The 14,846-nt window shown below is 70.6% G+C and carries 13 protein-coding genes, 1 tRNA gene and 1 pseudogene; 11 read left to right on the forward strand and 4 right to left on the reverse strand.

Annotation, left to right across the window (positions count from 1 at the left end; all coding sequences use genetic code 11):
- Positions 1–254 precede the first annotated feature (254 nt).
- From ACFYXA_RS02915 to ACFYXA_RS02925, 3 genes and pseudogenes are all read left to right on the forward strand, one after another.
- A pseudogene (locus ACFYXA_RS02915) lies at positions 255–812 on the forward strand (cellulose binding domain-containing protein); the annotation flags it as partial.
- Between the two features lie 134 nt (positions 813–946).
- The gene (locus ACFYXA_RS02920; protein ID WP_389027673.1) at positions 947–2,680 is read left to right on the forward strand and encodes a glycoside hydrolase family 6 protein; all 1,734 of its coding nucleotides are present in this window, start codon (positions 947–949) and stop codon (positions 2,678–2,680) included.
- Between the two features lie 162 nt (positions 2,681–2,842).
- Positions 2,843–3,763 carry a class I SAM-dependent methyltransferase gene (locus ACFYXA_RS02925; RefSeq protein ID WP_389027675.1) on the forward strand — a complete coding sequence of 307 codons (921 nt, stop codon included), beginning with the start codon at positions 2,843–2,845 and terminating at the stop codon, positions 3,761–3,763.
- 96 nt (positions 3,764–3,859) lie between these two features.
- Here the strand turns inward: ACFYXA_RS02925 and ACFYXA_RS02930 are convergent, their stop codons facing one another.
- From ACFYXA_RS02930 to ACFYXA_RS02940, 3 genes are all read right to left on the reverse strand, one after another.
- Positions 3,860–4,696, reverse strand: coding sequence for an aldo/keto reductase (locus ACFYXA_RS02930; protein WP_352250168.1), 837 nt, complete (start codon positions 4,694–4,696; stop codon positions 3,860–3,862).
- A gap of 110 nt (positions 4,697–4,806) precedes the next feature.
- Positions 4,807–6,633, reverse strand: a complete 1,827-nt coding sequence (locus ACFYXA_RS02935; protein ID WP_389027678.1) for an AMP-dependent synthetase/ligase — start codon at positions 6,631–6,633, stop codon at positions 4,807–4,809.
- A 321-nt stretch (positions 6,634–6,954) separates the two neighbouring features.
- Positions 6,955–7,821 (reverse strand): LysR substrate-binding domain-containing protein, encoded by an 867-nt coding sequence (locus ACFYXA_RS02940; RefSeq protein ID WP_352250166.1) that lies wholly within the window; start codon positions 7,819–7,821, stop codon positions 6,955–6,957.
- A gap of 141 nt (positions 7,822–7,962) precedes the next feature.
- Here ACFYXA_RS02940 and ACFYXA_RS02945 point away from each other — a divergent pair, with 141 nt between their 5' ends.
- Positions 7,963–9,018 (forward strand): bile acid:sodium symporter family protein, encoded by a 1,056-nt coding sequence (locus tag ACFYXA_RS02945; RefSeq protein ID WP_352250164.1) that lies wholly within the window; start codon positions 7,963–7,965, stop codon positions 9,016–9,018.
- Positions 9,019–9,037: 19 nt separating this feature from the next.
- Positions 9,038–9,565 carry an isochorismatase family protein gene (locus ACFYXA_RS02950; RefSeq protein ID WP_351092949.1) on the forward strand — a complete coding sequence of 176 codons (528 nt, stop codon included), beginning with the start codon at positions 9,038–9,040 and terminating at the stop codon, positions 9,563–9,565.
- 126 nt (positions 9,566–9,691) lie between these two features.
- Here the strand turns inward: ACFYXA_RS02950 and fdhD are convergent, their stop codons facing one another.
- Entirely contained in the window at positions 9,692–10,540 is an 849-nt protein-coding gene (gene fdhD / locus ACFYXA_RS02955) for a formate dehydrogenase accessory sulfurtransferase FdhD (protein WP_351092951.1), read from the reverse strand.
- A 199-nt stretch (positions 10,541–10,739) separates the two neighbouring features.
- On the opposite strand from fdhD, the gene ACFYXA_RS02960 reads away from it, so the two are divergent.
- The 6 genes from ACFYXA_RS02960 to ACFYXA_RS02985 all read left to right on the forward strand — a co-directional run bounded on the left by ACFYXA_RS02960 (position 10,740) and on the right by ACFYXA_RS02985 (position 14,844).
- Positions 10,740–11,678 (forward strand): beta-ketoacyl-ACP synthase III, encoded by a 939-nt coding sequence (locus tag ACFYXA_RS02960; RefSeq protein ID WP_389027682.1) that lies wholly within the window; start codon positions 10,740–10,742, stop codon positions 11,676–11,678.
- Positions 11,679–11,798: 120 nt separating this feature from the next.
- Positions 11,799–11,883 (forward strand) — tRNA-Leu (locus ACFYXA_RS02965).
- A gap of 439 nt (positions 11,884–12,322) precedes the next feature.
- Positions 12,323–13,504 carry an ATP-binding protein gene (locus ACFYXA_RS02970; RefSeq protein WP_352250159.1) on the forward strand — a complete coding sequence of 394 codons (1,182 nt, stop codon included), beginning with the start codon at positions 12,323–12,325 and terminating at the stop codon, positions 13,502–13,504.
- On the forward strand, positions 13,501–13,902 hold the full coding sequence (locus ACFYXA_RS02975; RefSeq protein ID WP_130437731.1) for a roadblock/LC7 domain-containing protein: 402 nt from the start codon (positions 13,501–13,503) through the stop codon (positions 13,900–13,902). Before ACFYXA_RS02970 ends, ACFYXA_RS02975 begins: the two co-directional genes overlap by 4 nt.
- Positions 13,899–14,276: a DUF742 domain-containing protein gene (locus ACFYXA_RS02980; protein WP_130437730.1), complete on the forward strand. Its 378-nt coding sequence runs from the start codon at positions 13,899–13,901 to the stop codon at positions 14,274–14,276. The genes ACFYXA_RS02975 and ACFYXA_RS02980 overlap by 4 nt, the downstream gene beginning before the upstream one ends.
- Entirely contained in the window at positions 14,251–14,844 is a 594-nt protein-coding gene (locus ACFYXA_RS02985) for an ATP/GTP-binding protein (RefSeq protein ID WP_130437729.1), read from the forward strand. Before ACFYXA_RS02980 ends, ACFYXA_RS02985 begins: the two co-directional genes overlap by 26 nt.
- Positions 14,845–14,846 lie beyond the last annotated feature (2 nt).

The raw sequence follows: 14,846 nt of genomic DNA on the forward strand, positions 1-14,846 counted from the left end.
CTTGCGGCTCGGAGAAGGTGGGGGGAGGAGCAACAAGCCTTGAACCAGTGGGAGCGCTCCCATAGTGGGGAGACCCTGGAGTGCGGTCAAGGTGCTTGAAGAGTCGAAAAGATTCGACCCGGAAAGTTTGAGGGAAAGTCAGCGGCTGCCCTGTTCTTTGCCGACGCTTGGCGCTAGCTTCGGTGACACCAGTGGGAGCGATTCCATCAGTCGACGCGTCCGTCACGACGCGCCCGAACTGTGAGGAGTCGCTCATGCGACACCCCCCGCGTTCAGTACTTTTAGCCGTCGCCGGCACGGTCGCCCTCGTCGCGGGCGCCCTGCTGCCGGTCGTGACGGCGCAGGGAGCCGCGCCCGTCCGCACGGTGGAGTACTCGGTCACCGGGCAGTGGGACGCCGGCTTCCAGGCGTCCGTGAGAGTCACCGACGACGCGGCGGCGGTGAACGGTCGGAGCCTGAGCTTCGACCTCGCGAACGGACAGAAGGTCACCCAGGGCTGGAACGCAGAGTGGTCCCGGTCCGGCGTCACCGTCACGGCGGCGCACGAGAGCTGCACCGGCGCGCTCGGCACCGGCGCGAGCGACACCGCCGGCTTCGTCGCCTCCCGGGCGGGAGCCGACGCCCTACCCGTGACCTTCCGGCTGAACGGCGCGACCTGCGACGTCGACACCCACCCGACGCCCATCCCCACCCCGACAACGTCCCGGTGCGTGGACGCGAGCGGAGCCACCCGCCGGCTGCTCGGCGTCAACCGCAGCGGCGGCGAGTTCATGTGCGTCCAGGGCCGTGGCATCTTCGACGGCCCCGTCGACGCCGTACGGTCCACCGGCGCCCGGAACGTCGTCCTCGCGGGCGGGCTCACCTGGTCCAACGACGTCGCGCCCTGAACCGATGACCCGCACCACCACCCCACACCCCCCGGAACGAGAGAAGGAAACCCGCACTCATGAGCCGTAGCAGAACAGCGATACTCGCCGCGCTGGCACTGGTCGCCGGAGCCTCCGGGACGGCGCTCGCGGTCGTCCCCGGCGACTCGGGCCTCGCCGCCGTGCCCTGCACCGTCGACTACAAGGTGCAGAACGACTGGGGAAGCGGCTTCACCACCAACGTCACCGTCACCAACAACTCGGCCCCCAAGTCGAGTTGGGCGGTGAAGTGGTCGTACGCCGGGAACCAGAGGGTCACCAACGCCTGGAACGCGAAGGTCACCCAGTCCGGTGCGGCGGTCACCGCGGCCAACGAGACCTACAACGGCTCGCTGGGGACCGGCGCTTCGGTCAGCTTCGGTTTCCAGGGCACTTACAGCGGCGGCAACGCCGTCCCCGCCACGTTCACCCTGGACGGCGTCACCTGCAACGTCGACGGCGGCGGCCCCACCGACCCGGGCCCGACCGACCCGGGCCCCACCGGCCCAGGCACCCCTGGCAACAGGGTCGACAACCCCTACGCCGGCGCCAAGGTGTACGTGAACCCCGAGTGGGCCGCCAACGCCGCCGCCGAACCGGGCGGCAGCCGCATCTCCAACCAGCCCACCGGCATCTGGCTCGACCGCATCGCCGCGATCAACGGCGCAGGCGGCAAGATGGGCCTGCGCGCCCATCTCGACGAGGCACTGCGGCAGAAGGGCTCGGGCGAGATGGTCGTCCAGCTCGTCATCTACAACCTGCCCGGACGCGACTGCTCCGCCCTCGCCTCCAACGGCGAGCTCGGCCCGACGGAGATCGACAAGTACAAGACGCAGTACATCGACCCGATCAAGGCGATCCTCGCGGACTCCAAGTACGCCTCGCTGCGGATCGTCACCACCGTCGAGATCGACTCGCTGCCCAACCTCGTCACCAACACCGGGAGCCGGGCCACGGCCACCCCGCAGTGCGACGTGATGAAGGCCAACGGCAACTACCAGAAGGGCGTCGGCTACGCCCTGAACAAGCTCGGCGACGTGCCCAACGTCTACAACTACATCGACGCCGGCCACCACGGCTGGCTCGGCTGGGACGACAACTTCGCACCCAGCGCGGCCGTGATGAAGGAGGCGGCGACCACCGAGGGCGCCACGGTGGGCGACGTCCACGGCTTCATCACCAACACGGCCAACTACAGCGCCCTGAAGGAGAACAACTTCACCGTCAACGACAACGCGGGCGGCAAGTCGGTCCGTGAGTCCAAGTGGGTCGACTGGAACCGCTACGTCGACGAGCTGTCCTACGCCCAGGCGTTCCGCAACCAGTTGGTGACGGCGGGCTTCAACTCCGGCATCGGCATGCTGATCGACACCTCCCGCAACGGCTGGGGCGGCTCCGCCCGGCCCGCCGGACCGGGGCCGACGACCGACGTCGACGCCTACGTCGACGGCGGCCGCTACGACCGCCGTCTCAACACCGGCAACTGGTGCAACCAGGCCGGCGCCGGCCTCGGCGAGCGCCCGAAGGCGGCCCCGGCCGCCGGGATCGACGCCTACGTGTGGATGAAGCCGCCGGGTGAGTCCGACGGGGCGAGCTCGCTCATCCCGAACGACGAGGGCAAGGGCTTCGACCGCATGTGCGACCCGACGTACACGGGCAACCCGCGCAACAACCACAACATGTCGGGCGCCCTGCCCAACGCCCCGCTGTCCGGGAAGTGGTTCTCGGCGCAGTTCCAGCAGCTGATGCAGAACGCGTACCCGCCTCTGCCGTAGCCGCCTGAGCGCCGTCCGCGCCCGGCCGTTCCCCTCTCCGGGAACGGCCGGGCGCGGACGGTGCGTTCCGGACCCCCGTTTTTGCCGTAACGGCAACACAGGTGGCCTTCCCCCGGTGCGTCGGCGCACGCTGTCGGCACAGCGGACGAGAGGCTGACCACCATGGCGCACCAGCAGCACCACCAGCACGACCACGGCCTTCAGGGGCACCGGCACGGGCCCGCCGGGCCGGGGAGCGGCACCGAGATCGACTGGGCGGTGATGGCCCCCCATCTGGAGGCCCAGGCCGAGCTGTTCACGCCCCTGTACGAGCGGGCGCTGTCCTGGCTGGGCACGGAGGTGACCGAGCCGGGGCTGATCGTCGACGTGGGCAGCGGTCCCGGGGTGGTCTCCTGCCTGTTCGCCGAGACCTTCCCCGGCGCGCGCGTCCTGGCCGTCGACGGTTCCGAGCCGCTCCTCCAGCGGGCCAGGGCACGCGCCGAACGCCTCGGACACGGCGACCGGTTCGACACCGTGGCCGGTGAACTCCCCGGGGTGCTCGACGAGCTGGACTACCCGGCCGATCTGATCTGGGCCGGCCGCAGTCTGCACCACCTCGGGGACCAGCGGGCCGCCCTCACCGCGTTCGCCGAGCGGCTGGCGCCCGGCGGCATTCTGGCGATCATGGAGGGTGGGCTGCCGTCCCGCTTCCTGCCCCGCGACCTCGGCTTCGGGCGCCCCGGTCTGGAGGCGCGGCTCGACGCCGTGCAGGAGGAGTGGTTCGCCCGGATGCGGGCCGACCTGCCCGGCGCCGTCGGCGAGGTCGAGGACTGGCCGGCGCTGCTCGGCGGGGCGGGCCTGAAGCACGCCCGCAGCCGCAGCTTCCTCCTCGACCTGCCCGCCCCCGCCTCCGAACCGGTCCGCGCCTACGCCGTCGCGCAGTTCGAGCGCTGGCGCGACGCCTCCGAGGAGGCTCTCGCCCCCGAGGACCGGGCCGCGCTGGACCGGCTCCTCGACCCGGGCGACCCGGCGAGCCTGCACCAGCGGCCGGACGTGTTCCTCCTGGCGGCCCACACCGTCCACACGGCGGTCAAGGCCGGCTAGCGCCACTCCCGGACGCGCCGATGGCCGGTCCGGATGCTTCCGGGCCGGCCATCGGTGGTGCTTCCCGTGCCGGCGGCCTGGCGCCGGCGGCCGGTCTCAGACCACGTCGAACGTGGCCGGGTCTGGGCCGATGCGCCGGTCCTCGTTGAGGGCGCTGATCGCGGCCAGGTCCTCGTCGTCCAGGCTGAAGTCGAAGACCTCGATGTTCTCCTTGATCCGCGACGGCGTCACGGACTTCGGGATCACGACGTTGCCGAGCTGGAGGTGCCAGCGCAGCACGACCTGGGCCGGGGTGCGCTCGTGCTTCCGCGCGATGGCGACGATCGCCGGGACCTCCAGCAGGCCCTTGCCCTGGCCGAGCGGCGACCAGGCCTCGGTGGCGATGCCCCGCTTGGCGTGGAAGTCGCGCGAGGCCTGCTGCTGCAGGTGCGGGTGCAGCTCGATCTGGTTGACCGCCGGGACGACCGACGTCTGCTCGATCAGCCGCTCCAGGTGCTCCGGCAGGAAGTTGGAGACGCCGATCGCCCGCGCGCGGCCGTCCGCGAGCAGCTTCTCGAACGCCTTGTACGTGTCGACGTAGGTGTCCTTGGCCGGCAGCGGCCAGTGGATCAGGTACAGGTCGACGTAGTCCAGACCCAGCTTGTCGAGGGAGGCGTCGAACGCGCGGAGCGTCGCGTCGTACCCCTGGTCGCTGTTCCAGAGCTTGGTGGTGACGAAGATGTCCTCGCGGGGCAGGCCGGAGTCGGCGATCGCCTTGCCGGTGCCCTCTTCGTTGCCGTAGATCGCCGCTGTGTCGATGCTGCGGTACCCGGCCTCCAGCGCGGTGCTGACCGCCTGGGCGGCCTCGTCGTCCGGCACCTGCCAGACGCCGAAGCCCAGCTGGGGCATCTCGACGCCGTTGTTCAGGGTGATCGGGGATACCTTGCTGCTCACGAGCCCTTGATCCTTCGGTTGTCCGTCAAAAGTGTCTCCCATCGTCAACGATCACGAGGCGTGATGCATTCCTGACTCCGGAATCCGCTTCGGCGGGTCTCCGGGGAGCCTCAGGTGCGGTACAGCGCGTCGACCTCGTCGGCGTACATGTTTTCGATGGCTTTGCGCTTCAGCTTCAGCGACGGCGTCAGCAGGCCGTGCTCCTCGGTGAACGGCTGGGCGAGGATGCGGAAGGTGCGGATGGACTCCGCCTGCGACACCAGCGTGTTGGCGGCGACGACGGCCCGGCGCACCTCGGCCTCCAGGTCCGCGTCGCGCACCAGATCGGCCGGAGCCAGCTGCGGCTTGGCCCGCATCTGCAGCCAGTGTTCGACGGCCTCCTGATCGAGGGTGACCAGAGCGGCGACGAACGGCCGGTCGTTGCCGACGACGATGCACTGGTTCACCAGCGGATGGTCCCGGACACGTTCCTCCAGCAGCCCGGGGGAAACGCTCTTGCCGCCGGAAGTGACGAGGATCTCCTTCTTGCGGCCGGTGATGGTGAGGTAGCCGTCCTCGTCGAGGGAGCCCAGGTCGCCGGTGGCCAGCCAGCCGTCGTGCAGCGTCTCGTCGGTGGCCTTGGGATTGTTCAGGTATCCCTGGAAGACGTTCCCCCCGCGCAGCCAGATCTCCCCGTCGTCCGCGAGATGCACGGTCATGCCGGGGATGGCCTGGCCGACGGTGCCGTACCGGGTGCGCCCGGGCGGGTTGGCGGTCGCGGCCGCCGTCGACTCGGTCAGGCCGTAGCCCTCGTAGATCTGCACGCCCGCGCCGGCGAAGAACAGCCCCAGTCTGCGGTCCATCGCCGAGCCGCCGGACATGGCGTGCCGTACCCGGCCGCCCATCGCGGCGCGCACCTTGGAGTAGACGAGCTTGTCGAACAGCTGGTGCTGCATCCGCAGACCCGCCGACGGTCCCGGCCCGGTGCCCCACGCCTTCGCCTCCACGGCCTCCGCGTACTGCACGGCCACCCCGACCGCCTTCTCGAACGGCCCGGCCTTCCCCTCCCGCTCCGCCTTGCGGCGGGCCGCGTTGAAGACCTTCTCGAAGATGTACGGCACGGCCAGGAAGAAGGTCGGCTGGAAGGCGGCGAGGTCGGGCAGCAGGGCGGCGGCGTGCAGTTGCGGCTGGTGGCCGAAGCGGACCCGGCCGCGGATCGCGGCGATCTCCACCATCCGCCCGAAGACGTGCGCGAGCGGCAGGAACAGCAGGGTGGCCGCCTCGTCGCCCCGGCGGGAGTGGAACACCGGCTCCCAGCGCTCGATGACCGTGTCCGCCTCGAACATGAAGTTGCCGTGCGAGATGACGCAGCCCTTGGGGCGGCCGGTGGTGCCGGAGGTGTAGATGATCGTGGCGACCGAGTCGGGCGTGACCGCCTCCCGGTGCCGGTGCACCACGTCGTCGTCCAGCCCGGCGCCGGCCTCGTAGAGCTCCTGCACACAGCCGGAGTCGAGCTGCCAGAGTCTGCGCAGCGCGGGGAGGCGGTCGATGACGGTGGCGATCGTCATCGCGTGGTCCTCGTGCTCCACGACGGCGGCCGTGACCTCCGCGTCGTACAGCATCCAGAAGCACTGCTCGGCGGAGGACGTCGGATATACCGGCACCACCTGGGCGCCGATGGCCCACAGGGCGAAGTCGAAGAGGGTCCACTCGTACCGGGTGCGCGACATGATCGCGACGCGGTCGCCGAAGCGGACGCCCTGCGAGAGCAGGCCCTTGGCGAGCGCGAGCACCTCGTCGCGGAACTCGGCGGAGGTGACGTCCCGCCACTCGCCCCGTTCGTCCTTGCGGCCGAGCGCGATGTGCTGCGGGTCGTCCTGGGCGTGCTGGAAGACGACGTCGGCCAGTCCGCCCACCGGCGGCGCCAGCGCCAAGGGAGGGTTGGAGAACTCGCGCAAATCCCGCACCCCGCTTCTCAATGCCCCACAGCGCCGTGAAAGCTACCCCACCCCCGACGGGTGCGGGAGGGGGTGGAAAAGCGAGCGTTGCTCTCGTCTGCGCCGGTCGGTGCCGGAAAAAGGGCCCACATGGGGAAGGGTCGGACAGGAAGCTGACGTCCGAGTAAGTTTCGGTGCCGTAACCTCCACCGAATCTTCCCGTTCCGGTCACGCCGTCCGACCCCTTCGAGCGGCTCGTGCGGCCCTGCACGGCTCCGCGTAGGCCCATGCGCTTCTCATACGGCACTGCACGGCTCCCCGTACGGCCCTGAGGATCCCGTCTCAGGTGCGGCGGCGCAGCCGGTCGCCGGCCGCGAGGATCGCCGCCGCCAGGGCGTCCGCCGCGCCCTGCGCCGAGGGGCGGCGGCGGCCGTGCACCAGGACGAAGTCCACCCGGCCCAGCTCCGGCAGCCCCGACCGCTCGGGGACGCGGACCAGCCCGGGCGGGATCAGGCCCCGTGAGTGCGCCATCACGCCCAGCCCGGCCAGGGCCGCCGCGATCAGCCCGTTGAGGCTGCCGCTCGTGCACGCGATCCGCCACGCCCGGCCCTGCCGCTCCAGCGCCTCCAGGGCGAGCGCCCGGGTGATGCCGGGCGGCGGGTAGACGATGAGCGGGACCGGGCGGTCGGGGTCCAGGCGCAGCCGCTCCGCGCCGATCCACACCAGCTCGTCGTGGTGGACCAGCTCGCCCCGGCCGTCCTCGGGACGCCGCTTGGCCAGCATCAGGTCCAGTTTCCCGGCGGCCAGCTGCTCGTGGAGGGTGCCGGACAGCTCCACGGTGAGCTCCAGGTCCACCTCCGGGTGGTCGTGTCGGAAGCCCTCCAGGATCTCCGGCAGCCGCGTCAGCACGAAGTCCTCGGAGGCGCCGAAGCGGAGCCGGCCGCGCAGCCGGGTGCCGGTGAAGAACGCCGTCGCCTGCTCGTGCACCTCCAGGATCCGGCGGGCGAAGCCGAGCATCGCCTCACCGTCCTCGGTCAGGAGCACGGAGTGCGTGTCCCGGGAGAACAGCGTCCGCCCGGCCGCCTCCTCCAGCCGGCGCACGTGCTGGCTCACGGTGGACTGGCGCAGCCCCAGCCGGCGAGCGGCCTGCGTGAAGCTCAGCGTCTGGGCCACCGCGAGGAAGGTGCGCAGCTGGGACGGGTCGTACATACCGGTCACGGTACCCCCGGCCGGCAGTGGTCATCACGAACGGCGATGACAGTCAGAGGGGTATGCCGGATTCCCGATCACGGCAGCTGCGGGCACGATGGTCAGGGAAAGAAGAGCAAGAAGAGCAAGAGCACGTAGAGCATGTGGAGCACCGTGAAACGCCTGCGCCGGCCGAGCCGACTGCCGAGCCGTCTGCCGATCGATCCGTACATCCTCCTGCTGCTGGGGACCGTGGGCCTCGCCGCGCTCCTCCCGGCGCGCGGGACGGCCGCCGACGTGGCCTCCGGCGCCTCCACGGCCGCGATCGCCTTCCTCTTCTTCCTGTACGGCGCCCGGCTGTCCACCCGTGAGGCGCTGGAAGGACTGAAGCACTGGCGACTGCACGTCACCGTCCTGGCCTGCACGTTCGTCGTGTTCCCGGTGCTCGGCCTGGCCGCCCGCGGACTGGTCCCGGTGGTCCTGACCGACCCGCTCTACCAGGGTCTGCTCTTCCTGACCCTCGTCCCGTCGACCGTCCAGTCGTCGATCGCCTTCACCTCCATCGCCCGCGGCAACGTCCCCGCGGCGATCTGCGCCGGGTCCTTCTCCTCGCTCGCCGGGATCGTCGTCACCCCGCTGCTGGCCGCCGCGGTGCTCGGAGGCACCGGCGGCGGCTTCTCGGCGGACTCGATCGTCGAGATCGTGCTGCAACTGCTCGTGCCGTTCGCCGCGGGGCAGGTGCTGCGGCGCTGGATCGGGGGTTTCGTCACCCGGCACAAGAAGGTCCTCGGATACGTCGACCGGGGCTCCATCCTGCTCGTCGTCTACACCGCGTTCAGCGAGGGCATGGTCCAGGGCATCTGGACCCAGGTCGGCGTGGGCCGGCTGGGCGCTCTGGTGGTCGTCGAGGCCGTTCTCCTCGCCGTGATGCTCGCGCTGACCTGGTACGGCGCGAAGGCGCTGCGGTTCGGCCGCGAGGACCGGATCACGATCCAGTTCGCCGGCTCCAAGAAGTCCCTCGCCTCGGGGCTGCCCATGGCGAGCGTGCTGTTCGGGGCGCACGCCTCACTGGCGGTGCTGCCGCTGATGCTCTTCCACCAGATGCAGCTCATGGTCTGCGCGGTGATCGCCAAGCGCCGGGCCCGCGACCCGCGGCCGGAACCCGAACGCGACCAGTTCACACAGCCGTTGACCGGGATTTCCGGTACGGACGGCTGACGACGGATAACGTTCCGTCATGACCGCACCCCTCGTGCTCGACCCCGCGCGCACCGCCCTCGTCCTCGTCGACCTGATGGACCGGATCCTCGCGCTGCCCCTGGCGCCCCGCAAGGGCGCCGAAGTGCTCGCCACCGCCGAGGAATTGGCGGGCAGGTTCCGTGCGGCCGGGGCTCCCGTCGTCCTCGTCCGCGTCGAACGGCCCGGCGTCGCCGAGCAGCCGCCCGGCAGTTCGCTGGCCCAAGGGCTGCCGCGCGACGGCGACATCGAGGTCGTCAAGCAGACCCTGGGCGGCTTCCACGCCACGGGCCTGGACGAGCGGCTGCGCCGGCGCGGTGTCGCCACGCTGGTGTTCGGCGGCATCGCCACCAACCTCGGCGTGGAGTCCACGGCCCGCGCCGCGAGCGACCTCGGCTACGACCTCGTCTTCGTCGAGGACGCCATGTCCGCCCTCACCGAACCGGAGCACGAGGCGTCGGTACGGCTCGACTTCCCCCGTCTGGGCACGGTGACCTCGGCGGGGCAGGTGACGTTCGGGACGGGGTGACGACGGCGCGAGGACCCTCCGGGGGTGCCGGGGCCTGCCGTTCGGATCAGGCCGCAGGGAATCGGCGGTGCTCATACAGATACGGTGCCCTGCCCCGCGTCTTCGGCGTGATCCGAACGGCGGGCCCTAGCCCCGGGCGGCCGTGCTCCGCAGGGCGATGCGGTCCTCACCCGCGTACACGTTCATGGAGGAGCCCCGCAGGAAGCCCACCAGCGTCAGCCCGGTCTCCGCCGCGAGGTCCACCGCCAGCGAGGACGGCGCCGAGACCGCCGCGAGCACCGGGATGCCCGCCATCACGGCCTTCTGGGCCAGCTCGAACGAGGCCCGGCCGGACACCAGCAGGATGGTGCGGGACAGCGGCAGCGCGCCGTCCCGCAGGGCCCGGCCCACCAGCTTGTCGACCGCGTTGTGCCGCCCGACGTCCTCCCGCACGTCCAGCAGCTCCCCGTCCTCCGAGAACAGCGCCGCCGCGTGCAGCCCGCCGGTCCGGTCGAAGACCCGCTGGGCCGCGCGCAGCCGGTCCGGCAGGGCCGACAGCAGCTCCGGCTCCACCCGCAGCGGCGGCGTGTCGGCGATGGGCCAGCGGGCCGTCGTACGGACCGCGTCCAGGCTCGCCTTGCCGCACAGGCCGCAGGAGGAGGTGGTGTAGACGTTGCGCTCCAGGGTGATGTCGGGGACGACGACATGCGGCGCCGTCCTCACGTCCACCACGTTGTACGTGTTCGTCCCGTCCGCGGTCGCCCCGGCGCAGTACACGATGTTCAGCAGATCGGACGCCTCGGCCAGGACGCCCTCGCTGACCAGGAAGCCGGCGGCCAGCGCGAAGTCGTCGCCGGGCGTGCGCATGGTGATGGCGAGCGGCCGGCCGTCGAGCCGGATCTCCAGCGGCTCCTCCGCGACGAGCGTGTCCGGCCGGGTGGAGAGCGCCCCGTCCCGTATGCGGAGCACCTTGCGTCGTTCGGTGACTCGTCCCATGGCGTGATCAGCCCCGGTTCTGTACGTGACCCTGACGATCTCATTGTCCTGCACGCCGAGCGCGGGTCGCGGCCCGGAGGTTAGCGGGAAGCCGACAAGCCCGGCTCGTGTTTCCTGTCGCTTGTCGCGTCCTCGTACCCGCGAGTCACTCACCAGACTGGTGGATCCCGCTACCCAAGGCAACGAGGGGGACCCGCTCATGAACGGCTCGCGCATCACCGCCATCGGCCACTACCAGCCCGCCAAGGTGCTCACCAACGAGGAACTGGCGGGCATGGTCGACACCAGTGACGAGTGGATCACGAGCCGGGTGGGCATCCGCACGCGGCACATCGCGGGCCCCGACGAGCCCGTGGACGAGCTGGCCGCGCACGCCGCCGCCAAGGCCCTCGCGACGGCCGGGCTCACCCCCGCCGACATCGACCTCGTGCTGGTGGCCACCTCCACGGCCGTCGACCGCTCGCCCAACATGGCCGCCCGGGTCGCCGCCCGCCTCGGCATCCCGGGCCCGGCGGTGATCGACCTCAACGTGGTGTGCGCCGGCTTCACCCACGCACTGGCCACCGCCGACCACACCGTCCGGGCCGGGGCCGCGCGCCGCGCCCTGGTGATCGGGGCCGACAAGATGTCCGAGGTGACCGACTGGAACGACCGCACCACCTGCGTCCTCGTCGGCGACGGCGCGGGTGCCGCCGTCGTCGAGGCGTCCGAGGAGCCGGGCATCGCGCCGGTGCTGTGGGGCTCGGTGCCCGAGATGGGGAACGCGGTGCGCATCGAGGGGCAGCCCGCCCGGTTCGCGCAGGAGGGGCAGAGCGTCTACCGCTGGGCGACGACCCGGCTGCCGCCGCTCGCCCGGCAGGCGTGCGAGCGTGCGGGCCTCACCCCCGAGGACCTCGCCGCCGTCATCCTCCACCAGGCGAACCTGCGGATCATCGAACCCCTCGCGCAGAAGATCGGCGCCGTCAACGCGGTGGTCGCGCGCGATGTGACCGATTCGGGGAACACCTCCGCCGCGAGCATCCCGCTCGCCTTCTCCAAGCTGGTCGAGCAGGGCGTGCTCTCCACCGGCGACCCGGTCCTGCTGTTCGGCTTCGGCGGGAACCTGTCGTACGCGGGACAGGTCGTCCGCTGCCCCTGATCGGGCCCCGGCGGGGCGGGGCCCCGGGCCGGTGAATACGCAGGTGAAACGCACTCCCAAAGCTTGGTATGGTTGTCCTCGTCGCCGCGGGGACCACCCCGCACGGGCGGCAGACACCTTGTCCGGGTGGCGGAATGGCAGACGCGCTAGCTTGAGGTGCTAGTGCCCTTTATCGGGCGTGGGGGTTCAAGTCCCCCCTCGGACACTCATCACAAACCCGCATCGGGGTGCATCCGGTGCGGGTTTTGTCGTGTGCGCACGCCGCCCACCGCCGATCCCCTCGAATGCCGCGGAACACTGTTATGCCGCAGAGCGCTGTTACGTCGCAGAACACCGTTACGCCGCAGAGCGCTGTTATGCCGCGGAACCCCGTTTATCGCTTCGGGCCGGCGCGGCCTGTCGCGGAGCTGTCGGCGGGCTGTCTGACGGACCGTCAATGAGCGTCAAGGGGCCGTATGTTGGCGGTCGTTGATCGCATCCTGTGGTGATACGATCACGGCGCTTGTAGAGCGGGCGGATGGGTGGAAGACGACATCCTCGACTACGGGGACGGTCCGGGCGTTGACCCCGCTGCGGGCGGTCCGCCGGTCCACCCGCGTTGACGGGAATTCAGCACTGGCCGTCAGTCGCCTGAAGAGAGTCTTATGACTGATTACATACAGAACCCGGTATTCTGGGCTCTCCTCGTCGCCGTGATCGTCGCAGTCGCCCTCCTTGTTCGCCAGCGGAGGGCCACGCGCGCGTTAAGGCAGGAGTTCGCAGATCTCAGGGCTCAGCACACCGAGCTGGAGAACGGGTACGCGAAATCCGTCGAGGCAGCCCAGGACCGAGCCGAAGAGGCAACGAAAACCGTCCTGAAGTCCGCGATGCGGACCCTTCAGGGCCTCGCCGCGGAACAGCAGTTGATCGTTTCCCGGCTGCAGAACAAATACGGCGAGTCGGTCATCCTCCAGGACCTCCTGGAGATCGACCACACCAACTCCCAGTTCGGCCGCCGGGCCCAGTCCATCGCGGTGCTCTGCGACGGTTGGCTCGGCCGCCAGCGCGAAGTGGCCTCGGTGTACGACGTGGTCCGCAGCGCACAGGGCAGGATCCGCCACTACCGGCGGGTGGAAATCCTCTCGCAGGTCGATTTCGGCATCACGAGCCGCGCCGTCGAACCGGTGGCGCTGGCCCTCGCCGAAATGCTCGACAACGCCACCAGCTATTCCAGCCCGGACACCGTCGTCGAAATCAACATCCGCACCGTCCCCAAGGGAATCTGCATCGTCGTGGACGACGCGGGTGTCGGAATGAACGACGAGGAGCGGGCCCGCGCGGAGAAACTCCTGTCGAGCGAACGCGTCTCCGGCGTCTCGGGGCTCGGAAACCCGCCCCAGTTCGGATTCGCGGTGATCGGAGTCCTCGCCGAACGCTTCGGCTTCGAGGTGTCGGTCGACTCCTCATCGCCCTACGGCGGCGTACGGGCGGTCCTCCTCCTGCCGCACGACCTGCTCACCAGCGCGCCCGAGCAGAAGGAGCCGGCCCCGGCCGTCACCGCGGCCCCCGCCCCCGTCCCCACCCGCGGCGGGCCGGAACCCGTACCCACCGCGACCGGCACCACCGCCGACGGACTGCCCAAGCGGCGTCGCAAGAGGCCGATGGCCATCGTCCCCGGCAGCGCGTCGAACGCCCCCTCCTCCGCCCGCTCGGGCGCGGAGACGGCGGCGATCATGGGCGCGTTCCAGCGCGGCACCCAGTCGGGCCGACGGGCTACCCCTGCCGACAACGCGGAACAGACGAGCAGCACACGCGGTACGAGAAACGAAGGGCATGAGTTCTCGTGAACGACGATCTGTCATGGATGCTTGACAGCGCCCTGGAGATTCCCGGGGCCCTGCACGCCGTCCTGATCTCCGCCGACGGGCTGCTGATGGCCCGGACGCAGGACTTCGGCAAGGACGACGCGGACCGGGTCGCCGCCGCGATGAGCGGCGTGCAGTCGCTCAGCCGCTCCCTCGCCTTCTTCTGCGAGGACACCACCCAGAGGTGGCGGCAGACCCTGGTCGAGTTCGACGGGGGCTGGGTCTTCCTCATCTCCGCCGGCGAGGGCGCCTACCTCGGCGTCTCGGCCTCCCCGGACGTCGACATGGCGGACATCACCTTCCGGATGCAGCAGCTCGTCGGCCAGCTCGGCAAGGCCCTGACGACACCGCCGCGCGAGAACCTCGGCGCCCGCTCATGACGGGTTTCGGTGAACTCGAGCCGCAGACGCCGGAGTTAGTGCGTCCGTACGTCATCACCAAAGGACGCGGACTGCCCGACGAGGAGAAGCTCTCCCTCATCACCCTGGTCACGGCGACCGCAGACCACCGGCAGCGGCCCACCCGGCTGTCCCCGGAGGAGCAGAAGCTGCTCGACCTGTGCTCCGCCGGCTACCTCTCGGTCGCCGAGATCGCGGGGCACACCCAACTGCCCCTCGGCGTGGTGAAGATCCTGCTCGCCGCCCTCACCGAGGGCGGCTACCTCGTCACCCGCCCGCCCGTGCAGCGGGCGCCCCTCGCCGACCGGGAGATCCTGGAGGAGGTGCTGAATGGTCTCAGGGCCAAGTTTGGATGAGCAGGCGTACGTCCGCGGCGGCGCGACGCAGACCGCCGTGAAGATCCTCGTCGTCGGCCACTTCGCGGTGGGCAAGACCACGTTCATCGGCGCGATCTCCGAGATCGAGCCGCTGTCCACCGAGGAGACGATGACACGGGCCGCCGAGTCCGTGGACGACCTCAAGGGCGTCCAGGGCAAGACCACCACCACGGTCGCCATGGACTTCGGCCGTCTCACCATCAGCGACCGCGTCGTGCTCTACCTGTTCGGAACGCCGGGCCAGCAGCGCTTCGTGCAGATGTGGGAGGACATGGCCCGGGGCGCGCTCGGCGCGCTGGTGCTGGTCGACCCCGAGCGGCTCGCGGACTCCTTCGCCGTGATCGACCTCATCGAGCAGTACGGCCTCGACTACGCCATCGCCGTCAACCACTTCGACGGCAGCCCCCTGCGGGACGAGAACGCCCTGCGCGAGGCGCTGGACCTGCTCGACGACACCCCCGTCGTCACCTGCGACGCGCGGGACGAGCAGTCGTCGGCCGAAGCGCTGATCACTCTCGTCCGCCATCTGCAGGACCGTGCCCACTAGGA

Source organism: Streptomyces sp. NPDC002566, from assembly GCF_042889585.1.
Lineage (GTDB): Bacteria > Actinomycetota > Actinomycetes > Streptomycetales > Streptomycetaceae > Streptomyces.

Bases quoted from the DNA above. Each gene is read 5' to 3' on its own strand.
- ACFYXA_RS02920 (WP_389027673.1), top strand. From the start codon at position 947: ATGAGCCGTAGCAGAACAGCGATACTCGCCGCGCTGGCACTGGTCGCC.
- ACFYXA_RS02925 (WP_389027675.1), top strand. From the start codon at position 2,843: ATGGCGCACCAGCAGCACCACCAGCACGACCACGGCCTTCAGGGGCAC.
- ACFYXA_RS02940 (WP_352250166.1), bottom strand. From the start codon at position 7,821: ATGTACGACCCGTCCCAGCTGCGCACCTTCCTCGCGGTGGCCCAGACG.
- ACFYXA_RS02945 (WP_352250164.1), top strand. From the start codon at position 7,963: ATGTGGAGCACCGTGAAACGCCTGCGCCGGCCGAGCCGACTGCCGAGC.
- ACFYXA_RS02950 (WP_351092949.1), top strand. From the start codon at position 9,038: ATGACCGCACCCCTCGTGCTCGACCCCGCGCGCACCGCCCTCGTCCTC.
- fdhD (WP_351092951.1), bottom strand. From the start codon at position 10,540: ATGGGACGAGTCACCGAACGACGCAAGGTGCTCCGCATACGGGACGGG.
- ACFYXA_RS02960 (WP_389027682.1), top strand. From the start codon at position 10,740: ATGAACGGCTCGCGCATCACCGCCATCGGCCACTACCAGCCCGCCAAG.
- ACFYXA_RS02970 (WP_352250159.1), top strand. From the start codon at position 12,323: ATGACTGATTACATACAGAACCCGGTATTCTGGGCTCTCCTCGTCGCC.
- ACFYXA_RS02980 (WP_130437730.1), top strand. From the start codon at position 13,899: ATGACGGGTTTCGGTGAACTCGAGCCGCAGACGCCGGAGTTAGTGCGT.
- ACFYXA_RS02985 (WP_130437729.1), top strand. From the start codon at position 14,251: ATGGTCTCAGGGCCAAGTTTGGATGAGCAGGCGTACGTCCGCGGCGGC.